The sequence below is a fragment of the Tsuneonella sp. HG222 genome, assembly GCF_053819185.1.
Map to the genome: position 1 here is coordinate 261,330 of NZ_JBSOQZ010000002.1, position 17,613 is coordinate 278,942.

The following is a 17,613-nucleotide window of genomic DNA, read 5'->3' on the forward strand; positions in this document are numbered from 1 at the left end:
GACATGGCCGGTGGCTGGACCCGCGATGGCGCGGTGCAAGATCAGATCGACGACACGGTGACGGATGCGGTGACTGCCGCGCGTGCCCGTATGCCCACGGGCGAAAGCGCGACCCACTGCGATGCATGCGGCGAACCGATCCCCAAGGGTCGGCGCGTAGCCGTGCCGGGCGTGCGCACCTGCGTCGCCTGCCAGTCAGGGCGCGATGCGGCGGTCGTCCACTCGACCATCAACCGTCGCGGCAGCAAGGACAGCCAGTTGCGCTAGGCGTCGGTGTCGCGCAGGCGGACCTGACCGAAGGCCGGCGCAAAGCCGACCGAGGCCGCCGGAACGTCGTCCACGAATGGCATCACCTGGAAGTAATCCGCCAGCGGGCCATCGACAAACAACGCCGTATCTTGGCGAAAGCCCAGCCTGCCGTAATAGGCCGGATCCCCTACCAGCACGACGCCCTTCGCGCCGCGCTCACGCAGGATCGCGTCTCCCGCGGCGATCAACGCCTTGCCGATTCCGCAACGCTGCAGGCGGGGCACTACGCCGATCGGTCCTAGTGCGAACCAGCCGGGTTCCCCGGTCGCCAGCACCGCTTCGGACCACGCGGCATGGCCCGCCATGGCGCCGTCGATCTCGGCGACCAGAGACAGGCTGAGATCGCCAGCGGCGCGCAGAGCATCGACGATGTCCGGTTCGGCGCCTTCGCTGTGCCGATGATCGGCAAAGGCGGCTGTGTGCACTGCGTGGATGGCTGCCGCATCCCCGGGGCTTTCCACGCGCACGATCACAGGATGTGCCCCGCCGCGTCGCGTTTGGTCGCGAGGTAGCGGGCGTTGTGCGGATTGGCGCCCAGCGAATGTGGCACCCGTTCGATCACGCGAACGCCGGCGCTTTCCAGCGCCGCCACTTTGGCCGGGTTGTTGGTCATCAGGCGCACCTCGCGCACTCCGAGTAGTTCGAGCATCCGCGCCGCGACCGGGAAGTCGCGCGCCTCGTCGGGCAGGCCGAGCCGGCGGTTGGCTTCCAGCGTGTCGTGCCCCTGGTCCTGCAGCCGATAGGCGCGCAGCTTGTTGATCAGGCCGATCCCGCGCCCTTCCTGCCGCAGGTAGAGCAGCACGCCCCAGCCCCCCGCGCCTGCCTCGCCGGCCATCGCCGCGAGCGCTCCGTCGAGCTGCGGGCCGCAATCGCACTTGAGGCTGCCGAGCACGTCCCCGGTCAGACATTCGGAATGGAGCCGCACCAGCGGCGCACGGTCGGCGGACTGGCGGCCAAGGATCAGCGCGACGTGCTCGCGCAGGTCGTCGGGGCTGCGGAAGGCGACAATCTCGGCATCGTCCTGCGCCGCCACGGGCAGGTGCGCGCGGGTCGCGATGACAAGGTCGGTCGTGTCGCGCCATGCGGCAAGGTCGCCGGGTTCGACCCGTACCGCCTCGCGCGCGGGCGCAGGGTCGACCAGGAAGGCGGGCAGGACCCCGGCGAGCAGGGCCAACTCCATCGCCGCCTCGGCCTCTGCACGCCAGGCGATCGGGTCTGCCACGAAGGGGCCCTTGAGCGGGGCGTCGAGGTCGAGCGCCGGGTCCGCGATCGGGCGCGCGGCGGCCAGGTCGAGCGGTTCGGCCGCGCGGATCAGCACCGGGGTATGCGCATCGGCCGCCTCGGGCTGGTTGGCCAACTTCAGTGTGGCTGCACGCGCTGCGGAAATGAGTGCATGGCCCGCGCTGGCGCTGCCCGGCGCGGTTTCCACTGGCAGCAGCGGGGGCGCCTCGCCGATCGCCAGCGGCCAGCCGTGGCGCAGCGCGTCGATCGCCTGGGCCACGCGCCGGGCCGGGGATGGCCCCTCGCTCAGAGGTCGAGCTCCGTCACGATCGGCACATGGTCGCTCGGCTGGTCCCAGCGCCGGGTTTCCTCGACGAAACGATAGCTGCGCGCCTGCGCCTTGAGGTCGGGGCTGGTCCACATATGGTCGAGCCGCCGCCCCTGGTCCTTCTGGCGCCAGTAGCTGCGATAGGACCACCACGAATAGTTGCGCTCCGGCGCGGGAATGAAGGTGCGGCCCAGGTCCTCCCAGCCGTGCGCGTCGCGGAATCGGCCGAGCGTCTCGACTTCCAGCGGGGTGTGGCTGACGACCTTGAGCAGCGCCTTGTGGTCGTAGACGTCGCAGTCGAGCGGGGCGATGTTGAAGTCGCCCACGATCAGCGTTGGCCGGTCGATCGCCTCGGCCCAGCGCGTCATCCGCTCGAGAAAGTCGAGCTTCTGGCCGAACTTGGGGTTGGCCTCGCGGTCGGCGATGTCGCCGCCCGCAGGGATGTAGACGTTCTCGAGGATCAGGCCCTTGCCCTTGCCGTGCAGTTCCACCCCCACATGGCGGGCCTCTCCGTTGTCCTGCCAGTCGTGCCGACCGAACTCGGTGAACGGCACGCGGCTTACCGTGGCGACACCGTGGTAGCCCTTCTGCCCGTGGACCGCCTGGTGGACGTAGCCGAGGTCGGCCAGTGCCTTGCCCGGGAACTGCTCCTCGCGGCACTTGATCTCCTGCAGGCACAGCACGTCGGGCGCTTCCTGCTGAAGGAACCGCGCGACCTGATCGATGCGCAGGCGGACCGAATTGATGTTCCAGCTGGCGATTGAGAGCATGCGCGCGGCTTAGGGCGCGGGCGGCGCGCCTTCAAGGCGAGAAGGGCATCGGCCCCGGGGAGGGCGAGATCGGTTCGACCATCGGCCCGGGCATGCCCGGATACGAAAAACCCCCGCCGCGGGGGCATTGCGGCGGGGGTTCATCTTGAGCGTTCGTCACGCTATCACAAGCCGGCGGCATTTCGAGGCCAGGGCAACAGGGGGGAAACCCGCCTCCCGCCGTCTTGTTATGCTTTAATTACGCACCGCTGCCTTGCTGCGTAATGAATGGTCCGTTTCAATTTGTCGCAGCAGCGGGGCAAATCGGGGGCGAAGCGTTTAACCCGGGCGACGGGACGAACGGCGCGGATCGCGGAAGGTGAATGCCGAGTTGGCCACCGCCACGCCGTACTGCTGATTCGACAGACGCACGGTGGTCCGCTGGTTCTGCGCATCGAGCTGGACCCAGCTCGAAAGCTCGAGCCCGCCGGGCGCCGAGGCATCTTTGACGAAGACCATCGTGATCACGCCGTATTCCGGCTTCTTGGGATCGCGCACCTCGATCGAATAGACATTGGGATTGCCGGTCGGAACCAGCTTGCCGAACCGCTTCACGTCGCGGTTCGGGTCGAGCAGGGCGCCGAGCGGCGAGTTGCCGATCGGCCAGCGCTGGACCTGGTTGACCTCGTAGTCGACGAACGAGATCGCCTTGCCGTCGGACACCACGAGCATGTCGGTGCCCTTGGCGTATTCGAAGCGGATCTTGCCCGGGCGCTTGAGCGTCAGCACGCCGCGCAGCGACTTGCCGGACCGGTCGGTCTGGGTGAAATCGGCCTTCATGGTGGAAATGCCGCGCAGGGCGGAGACCACCTGGTCGAGCGAGCCCTGCTGCTGCGCCGCGACGGGCGCGGTGGGCGCCAGGAGGGTGCCGGCGGGCAGGGCAACGGCCAGCGCGCCGGCAATCGCGGCGCGCAGGGGTTTACGAATGGGTGAATGCAAGATCGTCATGCTCCCGTGCTTAGGTACGGGGCATTGAACCGCCACTGAACCCCGAAGGTTCCGGCGGTTAAGCTCACTTGATCTTGGCTTCCTTGAACTCGACGTGCTTCTTCGCGATCGGGTCGTACTTGCGGAAGCTCATCTTCTCGGTCGTGTTGCGCGGGTTCTTCTTCGTGACGTAGAAGAAACCGGTGTCGGCGGTCGAGTTGAGCCGGATCTTGATGGTTGCGGGCTTCGCCATCGTTCTATTCCCAAATGTCTCGTGAAGGGCGCGAGGCCCCGAAAAACCAAGGGCGGCACGCATGGCCGCCCATCCGGGCGCGCCATTGCGTCAGGGACGGGCAAAAGTCAAGCGCAAGCGGCTACCAGTCGACCTTGCCGCGGTTGGCCTTGACCGTGCCGCGCGCCTTCTTGGATTGCAGGCGCTGCTCCTTTCCCACCCGGTTGACCCGCGTCTTGGCGCGCGTCCTGGGCTCGACCAGCGCGGCCTCGACCATCGCGGCGAGGCGCTTGCGCGCGTCCTCGCGATTCGCTTCCTGCGTGCGGAAGCTGCGGGCGGTCAGCACGATCTCGCCCCGGGCGGTCATCCGCGTGCCGGCCAGCGCCTTGAGGCGAGCGAACACCGGCGGGGTCAGCCGCAGGGCGAACACGTCGAGCCGCACCTGCACCGCGGTCGCCACCTTGTTGACGTTCTGCCCGCCGGGGCCGGAGGCGGCGATGAAGCTTTCCTGCGCCAGCGCGAGGGCCCGTTCGACCGTCTCATCCATCGGTGAAACCGAGCGCGGCGAAGTCGGGCGGCAGGGGCGCGGCGGCGACCACCGGCGGTTTGCCCTCGCGCGGTATCTCGAGCCCGGCGGCGTGGAGCATCGTGCGGGACGCTCCCGCGCCGTCGCCGTAGATCGGGTCGCCGAGCAGCGGCAGGCCGATCCCGCTCGCCGCGTGGACGCGGATCTGGTGGGTGCGGCCGGTCTGAGGATGAAATTCTACCATCGCGCGGCCGTCGAATTCAGCAACGACGCGCCAATTCGTCAGCGAGGGTTTGCCCTTCTTCGCCGGGATCATCCGCCAGCCCTTTTCGGCGCTGCTGATCTTGCTGAGCGAGAGTTCCACCGTGCCTTCCGACTCGGCGGGAACGCCCGCCAGGATGCCGAGGTAGCGCTTGCCGACGGTCCGGTCCTCGAAGGCGCGGGAGAACCGCTTGAGCGCCTTGGGGTTGCGCGCCAGCAGCAGGCACCCCGAGGTGTCGGTATCGATCCGGTGGACCGCGACCGGGGGGCGCTGGAAGCCGAGCTTGAGGTTCTCGAGATGGTCTTCCAGCGACGCGCCGCCCGCCCGCGGCGTCTCGATCGGCAGCCCGCCCGGCTTGTCTATCACCAGCGCCTCGCCGTCTTCGAACAGGATGGGAATGTCGGTCATGCCAGTGCCTCCGCGATTCGCCGCAGTGCCTCTTCGAGCACAGCGTCGTCGGCGGCGAAGCTGATGCGGAAGCCGTCCTTTCCGCCGAAGGCGCTGGCCGCGACGACCGCGACGCCGTGTTCGAGCAGGTGCAGCGCCAGTGCGCCATCATCGGCGAAGCGGGCCATCAGCGCGCTCGCGTCCACGAAAACGTAGAACGCGCCGTCGGGCACCGGGCAGGACAGGCCGGGTATCGCGTTGACCGCGGCGACCACCATGTCGCGCCGGCGGCGGAAGGTCTCGCGCCAGTCGAGCAGGAAATCCTGCGGCCCCTCGAACGCGGCGACCGCCGCCGCCTGGCTGATCGAGGCGGGGTTGCCGCTGGAATTGCTCTGCAGTTTCGCCATCGCCGCGATCAGCCAGCGCGGCCCGGTGGCCACGCCGATCCGGAAGCCGGTCATCGCATGGCTCTTGCTGACGCCCGAGACGGTGCAGACCCGGTCGGCGAGATCGGGGCACAGGGCGGCCAGCGTGGCATGCGGTTCGCCGGTGTAGATCAGCGGGGCGTAGATGTCGTCGGACAGGACGAGGACCTGCGGGTGCCGGCGCAGCACCTCGCCGATTCCGGCCAGCATCTCGGCGGAATAGACCGCGCCCGTCGGATTGCCGGGGCTGTTGAGCATCAGCCACTGGGTGCGCGGGCCGATCAGCGCCTCGACCTCGGCCGGATCGAAACGAAAACCGCGCGCCGCATCGGTCCGCAGCGGCACCACGCTGCCGCCGCAGAACCGCACCATCTGCGGGTAGCTGACCCACCAGGGCGACGGCACGATGACCTCGTCCCCGTCGGACAGCGTCGCAGCCAGCGCTTCGAAGATCGCCTGCTTGCCGCCCGCGCTGACGATCACGTCGGCGGGATCGGCTGCGATGCCCAGGTCGCGCGCAAAATGCAGCGCGGCCGCCTTGCGCAGGCGGGCCGTCCCCGCGACCGGAGTGTATTTCGTGTCGCCCGCGTCGAGCGCATCCTTGGCCGCGGCGATGACGTGCGGCGGGGTGGCGAAGTCGGGCTCCCCGACCGAGAGCGAGATGATGTCGCGCCCGGCTTCGCGCAGGTCGGTCGCCCGGTCGGTCATGGCCGTGGTGGGCGAGGCTTCGATCCGGCGGATCGCCTGGCTGAGATGCGGCTGGCTCATGCCAGCGCCGCCTTCATCAGGCCGCGCACCGAATTGCCGAGCAGGAATCCACCCGCCAGGTCGCCCAGGCTCAGTTCGGCTTCGCGCGCCCGCCCTTCCTCCAGCAGCTTGCGCCGCAGCACGCCCGGCAACAGGCCGAGCCCGGCCGGCGGAGTGAGCAGCATCCCGTCCCGCTCGACGAACAGGTTGGAATGGCAGGCCTCGGTGACCAGCCCGTCGTCGCGCACGAACAGCGCCTCGTCCGCGCCTGCCCCTTGCGCCACGGCGCGGGCCGCTTCGTAGAAGCCGCGGTCGGTGGTCTTGTGGCGCAGCCGCCAGTCGCCGCTCACCACCGGCAGGGGCAGCGCGATGCAGCGTGCCGGATCGGGCATGGCCGCCCCGGACGATTGCGTGCCGAGCGGCTGGGCCTCCAGCGCCAAGGCGCCGCTGCGCGCGCAGATCAGCCGCACCTTGGCCGGGCTCTCCAGCTCGAAGCACAGCGCGTGAATGCGGTTGCGCGCCTCGTGCCGGTCGAAGCTGAAACCAAGCTCCGCCGCGCTCGCCTTCATTCTTTCCAGGTGCAGTTCGAGCAGCTCGATGCCGCTGTCGGGGTCGAAGCGCATCGATTCGATCAGGTCGTGCCCGCCGGCCCTGCCGCGCACGAACCCAGCCTTGATCAGGCACTCGCGCCATTCGCCCATGCCGTCGCTGTCGGCCACGATGGCCCCGCCCACGCCGAGCACGGCATGGTGCTTGTCGTTCTCCCCCGGGGTCAGGCGGATCGTGCGGATGGCGACGTTGAACGCGGCATCCAGGCTGCCGTCGGCGCCCGCCGGGCCGATCCGGCCGATGGCCCCGCAGTAAGGGCCGCGCGCATCGCGCTCGACGGCGTCGATCAGTTCCATGGCGCGGATCTTCGGCGCCCCGGTGATCGAGCCGCAGGGGAACAGCGCGCGAACCATGTCGACGGCGGATTTCCCCGGCGCAAGCCGGGCGCGCACCGTGGTCGTCATCGTGTGCAGCGTGGGATAGGTCTCGACCGCAAAAGGCGCTTCCACCCGCACCGTGCCGGCCTGCGCCACGCGGCTGAGATCGTTGCGCAGCAGGTCGACGATCATCAGGTTCTCGGCCTTGTCCTTCTCGGACGTCTGCAGTTCGGCCTTCTGCCTTTCGTCGTCGGCCGCGTCGGTGCCGCGCGGGCGCGTGCCCTTCATCGGCTTGCACTTGGCTTCCTGCCCCTTGAGGCTGAAGAACAGTTCCGGGCTGAAGCTCAGCAGCCAGTGAGCGCCGTCGAAGATCAGCCCGCCGTAGCCCGCGTTCGCCGCCGGGCGGATCGCGCGGTAGAGCGCCACCGGATCGCCGCGCGCCGCGCCCACCAGCCGCAGGGTGAGGTTGGCCTGGTAGATGTCGCCCGCGCGGATGGCTTCCTGCAGCGTTTCGAACGCCTGGAGGTAGGCGCCGGTCGAGATCGCCGGATCGAGCGGCCCGATCGAGGCCTGCCCCTGCCCGCCGCGTTCCGCCAGCCAGCCTTCGACGGCATCCGCCGCGATGGTCTGCGGCCGGTCGAACAGGCCGAACCAGACCAGCGGCCCGTCGGCACCGGTCCGCTTGCCGGCCAGCGCCATCAGCCGGTGCTCGAGCGCCAGGCCCGCCTCGTAGGCTATGTAGCCCGCTAGCGTGCCGCCGCTCGCCGCGCGCGCCGCATCGGCCTCGGCCAGCACGCGCGAGACATCCTCGGGCCGCCAGGCGACGAAGACTGCCTGCGGATGTTCGAACAGGTGCGCGCCCGCCGCGTCTTCGCTGCGGGCATCGTCGAGGAGAATGAAAGGCTCGCCGGACGGCATTGCGCCGCTCTAGCCGGAAATCGGCCCAAGTCTATTCCTTGACCGCGCGGTGCGCGGTGCGCCACATCCTGCGGCAGACCAACGGACGGAGCGGACATGGCCTCGATTTTCCTCGGACTGGCGGCAAACGGGGAGCGCCAGGCGCTCGAACTCGCGCGCGCCAACCGCCACGGGCTGATCGCGGGCGCGACCGGCACGGGCAAGACGGTGACGCTGCAGGGTCTGGCGGAGAGCTTTTCGGCCGAGGGGGTCCCGGTCTTCATGGCCGACGTGAAGGGCGACCTTGCGGGCATTGCGATGCCCGGATCGCCCACCTTCAAGCATGCCGCCTCGCTCGAGCAGCGCGCGCGCGACATCGGCCTGACCGATTATGCCTACAGCGACAACCCGGTGGTGTTCTGGGACCTCTACGGCACGCAGGGCCACCCGATCCGCACGACGGTGTCGGAGATGGGGCCGCTGTTGCTGGGCCGCCTGCTCGACCTCAACGACACCCAGCAGGGCGTGCTCGACATCGTCTTCCGTTTCGCCGACGAACAGGGCCTGCTCCTGCTTGACCTCGAAGACCTGCGCGCGATGCTGGCGCATACCAGCGAGAACGCCAGCGAGCTGTCGGCGCGCTACGGCAACGTCACCAAGCCCAGCGTCGGGACGATCCAGCGCGCGGTGCTCAGCCTCGACAGCCAGGGCGGGGCGATGTTCTTCGGCGAGCCGGCGCTCGAGATCACCGATTTCATCGCGGTCGACGAGAAGGGCCGCGGGCTGATCAACGTGCTGGCGGCCGACAAGCTGATGCAGAGCCCCAAGCTCTACGCGACCTTCCTGCTGTGGCTGCTGGCCGAACTGTTCGAGACCCTGCCGGAGGTTGGCGACCCCGAGAAGCCGAAGCTCGTGTTCTTCTTCGACGAGGCGCACCTGCTGTTCGACGATGCGCCCGGCGCGCTGCTCGACAAGATCGAGCAGGTCGTGCGGCTGATCCGCTCGAAGGGCGTGGGCGTCTACTTCGTCACGCAGAACCCGATCGACATTCCCGAGGAAGTCGCCGGGCAACTGGGCAACCGGGTGCAGCACGCGCTGCGCGCCTTCACCCCGCGCGACCAGAAGGCGATCCGCGCCGCGGCGGAAACCTTCCGCATCAATCCCGAGCTCGACGTGGCCGAGGCGATCACCCAGCTCAAGACCGGCGAGGCGCTGGTCTCGACGCTGATGGAGGACGGCTCTCCCTCGATCGTCCAGCGCACGCTGATCAGGCCGCCGCGCAGCCGGCTCGGCCCGCTCGACGCCAAGGAGCGGGCGATCATCCAGTCGGTCAGCCCCTACGGCGGCAAGTACGAGGAGCGGATCGACCGCGAGAGCGCGGAGGAAGTGCTGGCGCAGAAGGCGACCGATGCCGCCGAGACGGCCGAGGAAGTGGAGGCGACGAGCCGCACCGAGGTCGGCAAGCGCGAACGCAAGTCGACCAGCATCTGGGGCAAGGCGGCGAAACGCGCCGCCGGCGCGGCGCTGGGATCGGGCGCGTCGATCGCCGCCGGCGCGATCCTGGGCAAGAAGTCGCGCGCCAACCCGATGAAGACCGCCGCCAGCTCGGCCGCGGGCACGATCGCGACCGAGCTCGCCGGGCCTTACGTGGGGCGGTTCGTGCGCAACCTCATCGGCGGGCTGATGCGCTAGGCGCGGCGTCGGCCAGGCGCGGCGCGTTGACATCGAGCCAGAGGGCCAGCGCTTCGCTTGCCACCTTGCCGCTCGCGATCCGCTGCTTGGTGCGCGCCAGCACCCGGTTGACCGAGGCGCGCTGCGTATCGGGCAGCGTGGCGCGCAGGGCCTCCAGCTTGCCGATCATCGCCGGGTTCTTCGACCCGTCGGCCAGCGCGGCGAGGAAGCCGGGCTTGGACGAATCGTCGACCAGGGCCTCGACCTCCGCCCGCCGGGCGAGCGCGAAGTCGTAGGCCAGGTCGGGATGGATCGTGGAGACGCGGCGCAGGATTTGCGCGGCGTTGGTCGCGCCGACCTGCTCGCTCATCGCCAGGGCCAGCGCCTTGCGGGCGAGCGCCTCGTCCTCCGCCGCGCCGAGCAGCGCGAAAAGCGTGTCGCGCTCGGTGCTGGTGGCGGCCTTGCCGGCAAGCCCGCGCAGGAAGTCCCACTGGGCCGCATCGGCATTGCGCGCCGCGATGCCGAGCCAGGTCTGCTTCATGGGCCCGTCGAGCGCGCGCGGATCGGCCGCGAGCAGCGCCAGCCGCCGGTCGGCTTCGGCCGCGACGGTCTCCTCGCCCATTTCGCCCAGCAGCGCGATCAGCGTGGCCCGCAGTTCGGTATCGCGCAGGTTCTCGCCCGCGATCGGATCGAAGCCCAAGGCGCCGAGGCGCGGCGTCCAGTGGGTACCGACGACCGCGGCGAGTTCGGCCTTGTCGGCCTGCTCATCTAGCCCGGAGTAGAACTTGTCCCATTCCGCCAGCGCGGCGCTGGCGACCACCGGATTGGCATCGGCGGGGATCGCCGCCAGCAGGTCGATCGCCGGGCCGTAGGGCTGGTATCCCGCCTCTGCCAGGGCGAGGTTGTCGCGCATCAGGCCGTGCTGGTCGACGGGGTCGAACGCGGCGATCTTCGCGGTAAGCGCGGCCAGCATCTCGGGCGCATAGAGCGTGCGGAAATAGCTCATCTGCCCGCCGTTGACGATCACCGGACCGCACCCGGGCAGGTCGAGATCGCGGCTGCCGTCGAGCACGATGCGGTGGAGCGATCCGTCGGCCGCCTTCACGCTCATCGGGATCAGCCAGCTGTTGGGATTGGCCGCCACCCGGTCCTTCTCGTCCCGGCTGAACTGTCCCGGGGTCAGGCCGAGAACGCTGCGCCCGCCTTCGCACCGCACCGTCGCCGCAACGAGCGGGACGCCCTTCTGCCGGGTGAAGCTGTCGGCCACGGCGACCAGGCCCTTGGCCCCGGCCGCTTCCATCGCCTGCCACAGCTCCTCGGTCCGCGCGTTGCCGAACTGGTGCGCGCGCATGTACCGGCGCAGGCCGTCGCGCCAGACATCCTCGCCGGCGTAGGCCTCGAGCATGGTCAGGACCGCCTCGCCCTTCTGGTAGGCGATGGCATCGAACAGCTGGTCGGCTTCGTCGGCAGTGCGCGCCCGCACGATGATCGGGCGGGTGCTGGCCAGCCCGTCGGTCGCCATCGCGGTCTCGCGCCCGGCGACCTTGCCGACCGGGACCGACCATTCGGGCCGGAAGTGGTCGGTCGACTTGGATTCCATCCAGCTGGCGAAGCTTTCGTTCAGCCACAGGTCGTCCCACCATTCCATCGTCACGATGTTGCCGAACCACTGGTGCGCGACCTCGTGGCCGATGGTCGTGTACAGGTAGGCGATGCGCGAGGGGCTGGTGAGCCTGGGGTCGAGCAGCAGGCTGCCCTCGAAGGTCATGATCGCGCCCCAGTTCTCCATCGCGCCGAACTGCTGCGAGCTGCCCGGTGCGGCGACGTTGTCGAGCTTGGGCAGCGGGTAATCGACCCCGAAGTAATCGTTGAAATAGCCGACCAGCGGCAAGGTATACTCGAGCGCCGGGCGCATGGTGTCGCCGCTGCCGGCAGGCGCCACGATGCCCACTTCGATGCCGTCGGCCGCCTTGGCCGCCAGCCGCTCGAAATCGCCCTGCGCGTAGAACAGCAGATAGCTCGACATCGGCGGCGTGGTTGCGAAGCGGACGCGCTTGCGCCCATCGCCGAGCGCTTCCTCGCTCTCGATCGGCATGTTGCTCACGGCCATCTCGCCCTGCGGCAGCACGGCCGACAGGCTGAAGGTCGCCTTGTAGCTCGGTTCGTCGAACAGCGGGGCGAACTCGCGCGCGTCCGGCGTCTCGAACTGGGTGAACAGGCCGCGGGCAGGCTTGCCGGTGCGCTTGTCGGGATAATCCAGCGCGAAAAGGCCGCTCGCCTGGGTGCCGATCTTGCCGCTGTAGTCGATCGCCAGGCGATACTTGCCCGGCGCGAGGTCGGTCGGGGCGGTGAAGGTCGCGGTTTCCTTGCCCTCGTCGAGCGAGATGGCCATCGGGGTGGCCGTGCCGCCGGCCAGCGGGGTCAGCGTGGCCTTGGCGAGGTTCAGCTTGACGGCGTTGAGCGTGACTGCGCGGCTGGTTTCGAACAGCTCGAGATCGATCGCCGTAAAGCCGGTGAAGGTCAGGCGCTGCGCATCGGGCCCCACCTCGATCGCATAATGCGTCGGCCGGGCATTACGCGGCAATTCGCTGGTGACGCTGGCCGGCAGGGGGCCGGGCGCGACCACAATCGGCGGCGCAGCGGCGTCGGGAACGGTGGCACAACCGGCCAGCAGGGCCGCCGCGGCGGCCGTCGAGGTAAAGCGCATGCGACCCTCCGATAGGGAGTTGTTCTCTTCCCGCGCGCCTACACGGGCATGGGGTCGCAGGCGAAGCCGCCTATCGACAGCGGTTAACGTTTCATCGGTAACCGAAGTTCCGCGCGCAGCCCGCCGGTCGGCCGGTTGGCCAGCACCAGGCGCCCGCCGTGCTGCGAGGCAATGGCACGCGCGATCGTCAGGCCAAGCCCCGCGCCGCCGGTGGCGCGGTTGCGCGAGGCATCGCCGCGGGTGAACGGTTCGAGCATCGCGTCGATCTGGTCCGCCGCAATCCCTGGGCCGACATCGTCGACCACCACGACCGCCCAGGCGCCGTCCACGTCGAGCGAAATCTCGGCCTTCTCGCCATAGCGCACGGCGTTGCCGACCAGGTTGCGCAGCGCCCGCCGCAGCCAGGTGGCGCGCAGCGGCAGGACGATGCGTGGCCCGTCGGCCAGGGTGACCGGCTCGCCGGTGTCTTCGAATTCGGCCAGCACGTCGGCCACCACAGCGCGCAGGTCGGTCCGCTCGAGCGGATCGGCCGGACGGCCCACCCGGGCGAGCGAAAGGATGTCGTCGAGGGTCCCCGAAATGTCCTCGATCGACCGGGCCATCCGGTCGCGCTCGACCGGATCCTCGACCGATTCGATGCGCACCCGCAGGGCGGCGAGCGGAGTCTTCAGATCGTGCCCGATCGCGCCGAGCATCACGTCCTTCTCGTCGAGCAGGGCGGCGATGCTCTCTTCCATCGCGTTGTGCGCGGCGATCAGGCGGCGGGTGTCCTCGGGGCCGCTGGGTTCGAGCTGGCCGTTGGTCTCGCGCGTTTCGGCAAAGGTCTCGAGCCGCCTGGTCAGGGCCGCGAGCGGACGGGTGATGCGCCGCAGCAGCAGCGCCAGCCCGCCGACCAGGATCACGTAGAGCAGCAGCGTCTGCATGATGACCGAACCGAGCGCACGCGGCTCGGGCATGGGAACCGGAACGCGGGCGATCAGCCAGCCGTCCTCGCCCTGCTTGCGCAACCCCGCGACGATCAGATCGCCGTCCTTCCAGTCCTCGTCGCTGCGCCAGCGCGAGCGTTCCTGCAGCCGGCGCTGGACGTAGCTGTCCCTGTGGACCGGCCGGTGAAGCACCACCAGATCGCCCACGGTGACGCCCTGTTCGGCGAGTATCTCGGCCAGGACCGTTTCACGCCGCGGATCGGTGACCTCCCCGGGGCGCAACGGAGTCGCATCGCTGCTTTCGAGCCGCAAGCGGCGCCAGCGGCGGCCGGTTTCGCTCGATCCGCGGAAACGGTCCGAGCGGAAATCGACGCGCGGCTCGGCCACGAGCTGGAAGGCCAGGCCGTTCATCGCGCCGAATTCGCGGCGGCGCTCTTCCGCGCGCCACAGCAGCACCCCGCCGATGCCCTGCGCCACGAGCAGCGCAACGCCGACCGCCAGCAGCATCTGGCCCAGCAGGCTGCGCGGCAGCAGGCGCGCCATCAATCGCCCTCGGACGGGAGACGCCGGACGTCTGCCGCGAGCCGGTATCCGCCGCCCCAGACGGTCTGGATCAGGCGGGGCTCGCGCGTGTCCTCTTCCATCTTGCGGCGCAGGCGGCTGACCTGGTTGTCGACCGCGCGATCGAACAGATGCGCCTCGCGGCCCTGCACCATGTCGAGCAGGCGATCGCGGTCGAGCACCTGGCGCGGGTGGCTGAGGAAGGCGACGAGCAGGCGGAACTCGGCGGAGGAAATCGGCACGACGGTGCCGTCGGGCCCGGTCAGCTTGCGCTTGAGCGGATCGAGCTTCCAGCCGTCGAATTCGTAGAGCGCGTCCTCGTCGCCCGGCGGCGGCGGGCGATGGGAGCGGCGCAGGACCGAGCGGATGCGGGCCACCAGTTCGCGCGGTTCGAAGGGCTTGGGCACATAGTCGTCGGCGCCGATCTCGAGGCCGACGATGCGGTCCATCGGCTCGCCGCGCGCGGTGAGCAGGATGACCGGGATCTGCCGGGCTTCGCTCAGATGGCGGCACAGTGAAAGCCCGTCCTCGCCCGGCATCATGATGTCGAGCAGGACGAGGTCCGGCGTCTCCTCGCGCAGGGCGGTGCGCGCCTTGGCCGCGTCTTCGGCCTGGCGCACGACGAACCCCTGGCGGACCAGATAGTCCGCCAGGGGCTCGCGCAGGCTCGGCTCGTCATCGACGAGGAGCAGGCGGGTGGGCGCCTGTTCCGTGGTCACGATGTCATGCCCCCTCCAATCGTTCAGCTGGCGCTTTGGGCGCGTCGCTGCTGCCATTGCTGCCGCATCTGGTCGCGCTGCGTTTTGCGCTCCGCGGCGGTCACAGTGCCGTTCCTGTCGGCATCGGTGCTGTCGAAGCGGGCCAGCGCCGCGGCCTGGAATTCGGCGAGAGTGATCGCGCCGTCCTTGTCGGCATCGGCCGCCGTGCCGCCGCGCATCATCATGCCGGGGCCGCGGTGACCGCGCATGGCCATGCGCGCGCCGTCACGCTTGCCGCCGCGCTCGGCCCGCTGGCCGGCAGCCGCAGCGCCCTGTGCACGTTCGCGCTTGGCGGTCATTTCGGCGAACCTGAGCTGGCCGTTGTTATCGGCGTCGAGATGGTCGAAGCGGACCTTCTGGCGCGCCTCGCGGTCGGCGGCGTCGATCTTGCCGTCCTTGTTGGCGTCCATGCGCTCGAAGGCCTGCTGGCTGCGTTCCTGCACGGCGGCGCGGGTCATGTCGGGCTGCGGGGCGCGGTCCTGCGCCAGCGCCGGGGCGGCGCAGGCCAGGGCGGCGACGCCGCCGATCAGCGAAAGGGTGAACTTGGTCATGGGCTGCACTCCGGTATCGGGTTTATGGTAGAGCAACGGACCGCCGGACAGAAGGGGGGGGAGGGATATCGCCCGGCAGCCGTTGCTCTGTGCATTGGGGTCTACCCCCGCAATGTCGCAGGGATATGCCGCGCCCGGTCTAAAGTGTCGCGAATTGTCCAATGCTGGACGCCGCGTTCATGCGCCGGAAACGCGCACGACGCGGAAGACGGTCAGCGGCGGTCAACGGGGGCGGTGCTGCGTGTCCAAGCCGGCGGTGATGAACAGGCCGGTCGCCTCGCCCGCCACGTCGGCGGTATGCCACACGCCCGGCGGGTTGATTGCATATTCGCCCGGCCCGATCGTGACGGTCTGCGTGCGGCCGTCGGGAAATTCCTGGTGCAGCGTCATCCGGCCGGCGGTGCACAGCACGACCTCGTCGCCGGACGGGTGCATTTCCCAGCTCGTCCAGTCCTCGGCGAAGGTGAACATCGACACCAGCCGCCCCTCCGCGCCGTCGGCCGCGGTGCGGGTGCCGTAATCCATGTACCAGTCCATCGCCCGCTCGTCGTGCGGGAACTCCGGCTGGGTTTCGGCCGTGGCGCCCCGGCCCAGATGGATCGGGTGCGTCTCGAGGCGGTGCCCGCTCACAGCGGCCGGCAGGCTTCGGTCAGCCACTCGAGGTCCTCGCCCGCGAGGCGCGGCGCGAGCACTTCGTGGACCCGGGCGTGGTAATCGTTCCACCACTGCCGCTCGGCGGGCGAAAGAAGCGCTTGATCCACAAGCGTCCGGTCGATCGGGACCAGGGTGAGCGTCTCGAAGCCGAGCCATTCGCCCTCCGCCCCCGCGATCTCGCGCGGCTCGACCAGCACCAGGTTCTCGATCCGGATGCCGTACTCGCCGGTCTTGTAGTAGCCCGGCTCGTTCGACAGGATCATCCCGGCCATCAGCTCCTGCCCGGTGCCGGCCTGGCCGCCCGCCGCCTTGGCGATGCGTTGCGGCCCTTCGTGGACGGCCAGGAAGCTGCCGACGCCGTGGCCGGTGCCGTGGGCGTAATCCAGCCCCGCCAGCCACAGGAACTGCCGCGCCAGCGTGTCGAGCTGCGACCCGTTGGTGCCCTGCGGAAAGGTCTGCATGGCGAGCGCGATGTGCCCCTTGAGCACGCGGGTGAACCGGTCGCGCACCTCGGCGCCCGGCTCGCCCGGCCCGATCCACACGGTCCGCGTGATGTCGGTCGTGCCGTCGGGATACTGGCCGCCCGAATCCACCAGGTAGACGCTCGAGGGTTCGAGCGGGCGGTTGGTCTCCTCGCTCACCCGGTAATGGACGACCGCCCCGTTGGGGCCGGCGCCGCTGATCGTGTCGAAGCTCAGGTCCTTGAGCAGCGGATCCTCGGCCCGGAACGCCTGCAGGCGGCTTGCGGCCGACAGCTCGTCGACCCCGCCCTTGGGCCCTTCGACCGACAGCCAGCGCAGGAACCGCGTCACCGCCGCGCCGTCGCGCGCCTGCGCGGTGCGATGCCCGAGCTGCTCGGCCTCGTTCTTGATCGCCTTGGGCAGGATGGTGGGATCGGTCAGCGCGACCGCTTCGGCGCCGGCGCCTTCCAGCGCGGCGAAGATCGCCGCCACGGCACGGTCGGGATCGGCGGCGACGCGCTTGCCTGCCAGCGCCTGGAGCGCCCCTTCGAATTCCTCGCGCGGGCGGATCGTCACCGCGTTGCCGAGATGCGCCGCGACCGCGGGCGGCACCTTGTCCGGCGCGATGAACCATTCCGCCGTTCCGTCGGCATGGGCCAGCAGGAACGAGAGCGCGACGGGCGTGCGCTCGACATCCGCGCCGCGAACGTTGAGCAGCCAGGCGACCGAATCGAGCGCACTGATCACCGCCGCGTCGAGCTTCTTCGCCTTGAGGAACTCGGCGACTTCGGCCCTCTTCTCGGCGCTCGAGCGGCCCGCGTATTTCGTTTCGTGCACCATGGCCGGGGCTTCGGACGGGACCGGCCGGTCGTCCCACACCGCGTCGATGGGATTTGTATCGACCGGCACGAGCTCGGCGCCGACCTCGGCCAGCGCCTTGGCCGCAGCCTTCGCCCAGCCGCGCGTGTGGAGCCAGGGGTCGTAGCCGATCCGCGCGCCTTCGCCCGCGTTGTCGGCCAGCCATTCGCCGATGCTCTCCTGCGGGACGGAGCGGTATTCGTAAAGCCGGCCGTCGACCTGGTCGCGCACCTGCAGGGTGTAGCGCCCGTCGACGAACATGGCCGCCTTGTCCTTGAGGACCGCGGCGGTCCCCGCCGATCCGCCGAATCCGGTCAGCCACGCAAGGCGCTGCGCATAGGCGCCGACGTATTCGCTCATGTGCTCGTCGGAGATGGGAACGACGAAACCATCGAGCCCGCGCCGGCCCAGTTCCTTGCGCAAGGCATCCAGGCGGGCTTCGTGGGTATGCATCAACATCGGTTGCGGTC

General features: G+C 69.8%; 17 protein-coding genes. 2 read left to right on the plus strand and 15 right to left on the minus strand.

Features of this window, described 5'->3' with window-relative positions:
- The first annotated feature begins 3 nt into the window (after nt 1-3).
- Nucleotides 4-267 carry a DksA/TraR family C4-type zinc finger protein gene (locus ACWPMZ_RS12825; RefSeq protein WP_455704453.1) on the plus strand — a complete coding sequence of 88 codons (264 nt, stop codon included), beginning with the start codon at nt 4-6 and terminating at the stop codon, nt 265-267.
- On the opposite strand, the gene ACWPMZ_RS12830 is transcribed toward ACWPMZ_RS12825, so the two are convergent.
- The 9 genes from ACWPMZ_RS12830 to pabB all read right to left on the minus strand — a co-directional run bounded on the left by ACWPMZ_RS12830 (nt 264) and on the right by pabB (nt 8,017).
- A complete protein-coding gene (locus ACWPMZ_RS12830) occupies nt 264-782 on the minus strand; it encodes a GNAT family N-acetyltransferase (protein WP_455704454.1) in 519 nt (172 codons plus the stop codon). The genes ACWPMZ_RS12825 and ACWPMZ_RS12830 overlap by 4 nt on opposite strands.
- Nucleotides 779-1,810: a GTP cyclohydrolase II gene (ribA, locus tag ACWPMZ_RS12835; RefSeq protein ID WP_455704455.1), complete on the minus strand. Its 1,032-nt coding sequence runs from the start codon at nt 1,808-1,810 to the stop codon at nt 779-781. Before ribA ends, ACWPMZ_RS12830 begins: the two co-directional genes overlap by 4 nt.
- A gap of 26 nt (nt 1,811-1,836) precedes the next feature.
- Nucleotides 1,837-2,628: an exodeoxyribonuclease III gene (locus tag ACWPMZ_RS12840; protein WP_455704456.1), complete on the minus strand. Its 792-nt coding sequence runs from the start codon at nt 2,626-2,628 to the stop codon at nt 1,837-1,839.
- A gap of 318 nt (nt 2,629-2,946) precedes the next feature.
- On the minus strand, nt 2,947-3,615 hold the full coding sequence (locus ACWPMZ_RS12845) for a LolA family protein (RefSeq protein ID WP_455704457.1): 669 nt from the start codon (nt 3,613-3,615) through the stop codon (nt 2,947-2,949).
- 64 nt (nt 3,616-3,679) lie between these two features.
- Nucleotides 3,680-3,847 (minus strand): 50S ribosomal protein L33, encoded by a 168-nt coding sequence (rpmG, locus tag ACWPMZ_RS12850; RefSeq protein ID WP_455704458.1) that lies wholly within the window; start codon nt 3,845-3,847, stop codon nt 3,680-3,682.
- Nucleotides 3,848-3,968: 121 nt separating this feature from the next.
- A complete protein-coding gene (gene arfB, locus ACWPMZ_RS12855) occupies nt 3,969-4,373 on the minus strand; it encodes an alternative ribosome rescue aminoacyl-tRNA hydrolase ArfB (protein ID WP_455704459.1) in 405 nt (134 codons plus the stop codon).
- Nucleotides 4,366-5,022, minus strand: a complete 657-nt coding sequence (locus tag ACWPMZ_RS12860; protein ID WP_455704460.1) for an RluA family pseudouridine synthase — start codon at nt 5,020-5,022, stop codon at nt 4,366-4,368. The genes arfB and ACWPMZ_RS12860 overlap by 8 nt, the downstream gene beginning before the upstream one ends.
- The gene (locus tag ACWPMZ_RS12865) at nt 5,019-6,194 is read right to left on the minus strand and encodes a pyridoxal phosphate-dependent aminotransferase (protein WP_455704461.1); all 1,176 of its coding nucleotides are present in this window, start codon (nt 6,192-6,194) and stop codon (nt 5,019-5,021) included. The genes ACWPMZ_RS12860 and ACWPMZ_RS12865 overlap by 4 nt, the downstream gene beginning before the upstream one ends.
- Nucleotides 6,191-8,017: an aminodeoxychorismate synthase component I gene (pabB, locus tag ACWPMZ_RS12870; protein WP_455704462.1), complete on the minus strand. Its 1,827-nt coding sequence runs from the start codon at nt 8,015-8,017 to the stop codon at nt 6,191-6,193. Before pabB ends, ACWPMZ_RS12865 begins: the two co-directional genes overlap by 4 nt.
- Before the next feature lie 96 nt (nt 8,018-8,113).
- Here pabB and ACWPMZ_RS12875 point away from each other — a divergent pair, with 96 nt between their 5' ends.
- Nucleotides 8,114-9,688, plus strand: coding sequence for a helicase HerA-like domain-containing protein (locus tag ACWPMZ_RS12875; RefSeq protein WP_455704463.1), 1,575 nt, complete (start codon nt 8,114-8,116; stop codon nt 9,686-9,688).
- Here ACWPMZ_RS12875 and ACWPMZ_RS12880 read toward each other — a convergent pair.
- The 6 genes from ACWPMZ_RS12880 to ACWPMZ_RS12905 all read right to left on the minus strand — a co-directional run bounded on the left by ACWPMZ_RS12880 (nt 9,666) and on the right by ACWPMZ_RS12905 (nt 17,602).
- The gene (locus ACWPMZ_RS12880; RefSeq protein ID WP_455704464.1) at nt 9,666-12,374 is read right to left on the minus strand and encodes a M1 family metallopeptidase; all 2,709 of its coding nucleotides are present in this window, start codon (nt 12,372-12,374) and stop codon (nt 9,666-9,668) included. The two genes, ACWPMZ_RS12875 and ACWPMZ_RS12880, sit on opposite strands and share 23 nt — an antisense overlap.
- A gap of 83 nt (nt 12,375-12,457) precedes the next feature.
- Nucleotides 12,458-13,843: an ATP-binding protein gene (locus ACWPMZ_RS12885; RefSeq protein WP_455704465.1), complete on the minus strand. Its 1,386-nt coding sequence runs from the start codon at nt 13,841-13,843 to the stop codon at nt 12,458-12,460.
- Nucleotides 13,843-14,580: a response regulator gene (locus tag ACWPMZ_RS12890; RefSeq protein WP_455704466.1), complete on the minus strand. Its 738-nt coding sequence runs from the start codon at nt 14,578-14,580 to the stop codon at nt 13,843-13,845. The genes ACWPMZ_RS12885 and ACWPMZ_RS12890 overlap by 1 nt, the downstream gene beginning before the upstream one ends.
- Before the next feature lie 23 nt (nt 14,581-14,603).
- Nucleotides 14,604-15,170 carry a hypothetical protein gene (locus ACWPMZ_RS12895; RefSeq protein ID WP_455704467.1) on the minus strand — a complete coding sequence of 189 codons (567 nt, stop codon included), beginning with the start codon at nt 15,168-15,170 and terminating at the stop codon, nt 14,604-14,606.
- A gap of 222 nt (nt 15,171-15,392) precedes the next feature.
- Entirely contained in the window at nt 15,393-15,827 is a 435-nt protein-coding gene (locus ACWPMZ_RS12900; protein ID WP_455704468.1) for a cupin, read from the minus strand.
- On the minus strand, nt 15,797-17,602 hold the full coding sequence (locus tag ACWPMZ_RS12905; protein WP_455704469.1) for an aminopeptidase P family protein: 1,806 nt from the start codon (nt 17,600-17,602) through the stop codon (nt 15,797-15,799). The genes ACWPMZ_RS12900 and ACWPMZ_RS12905 overlap by 31 nt, the downstream gene beginning before the upstream one ends.
- Between the last annotated feature and the right edge of the window lie 11 nt (nt 17,603-17,613).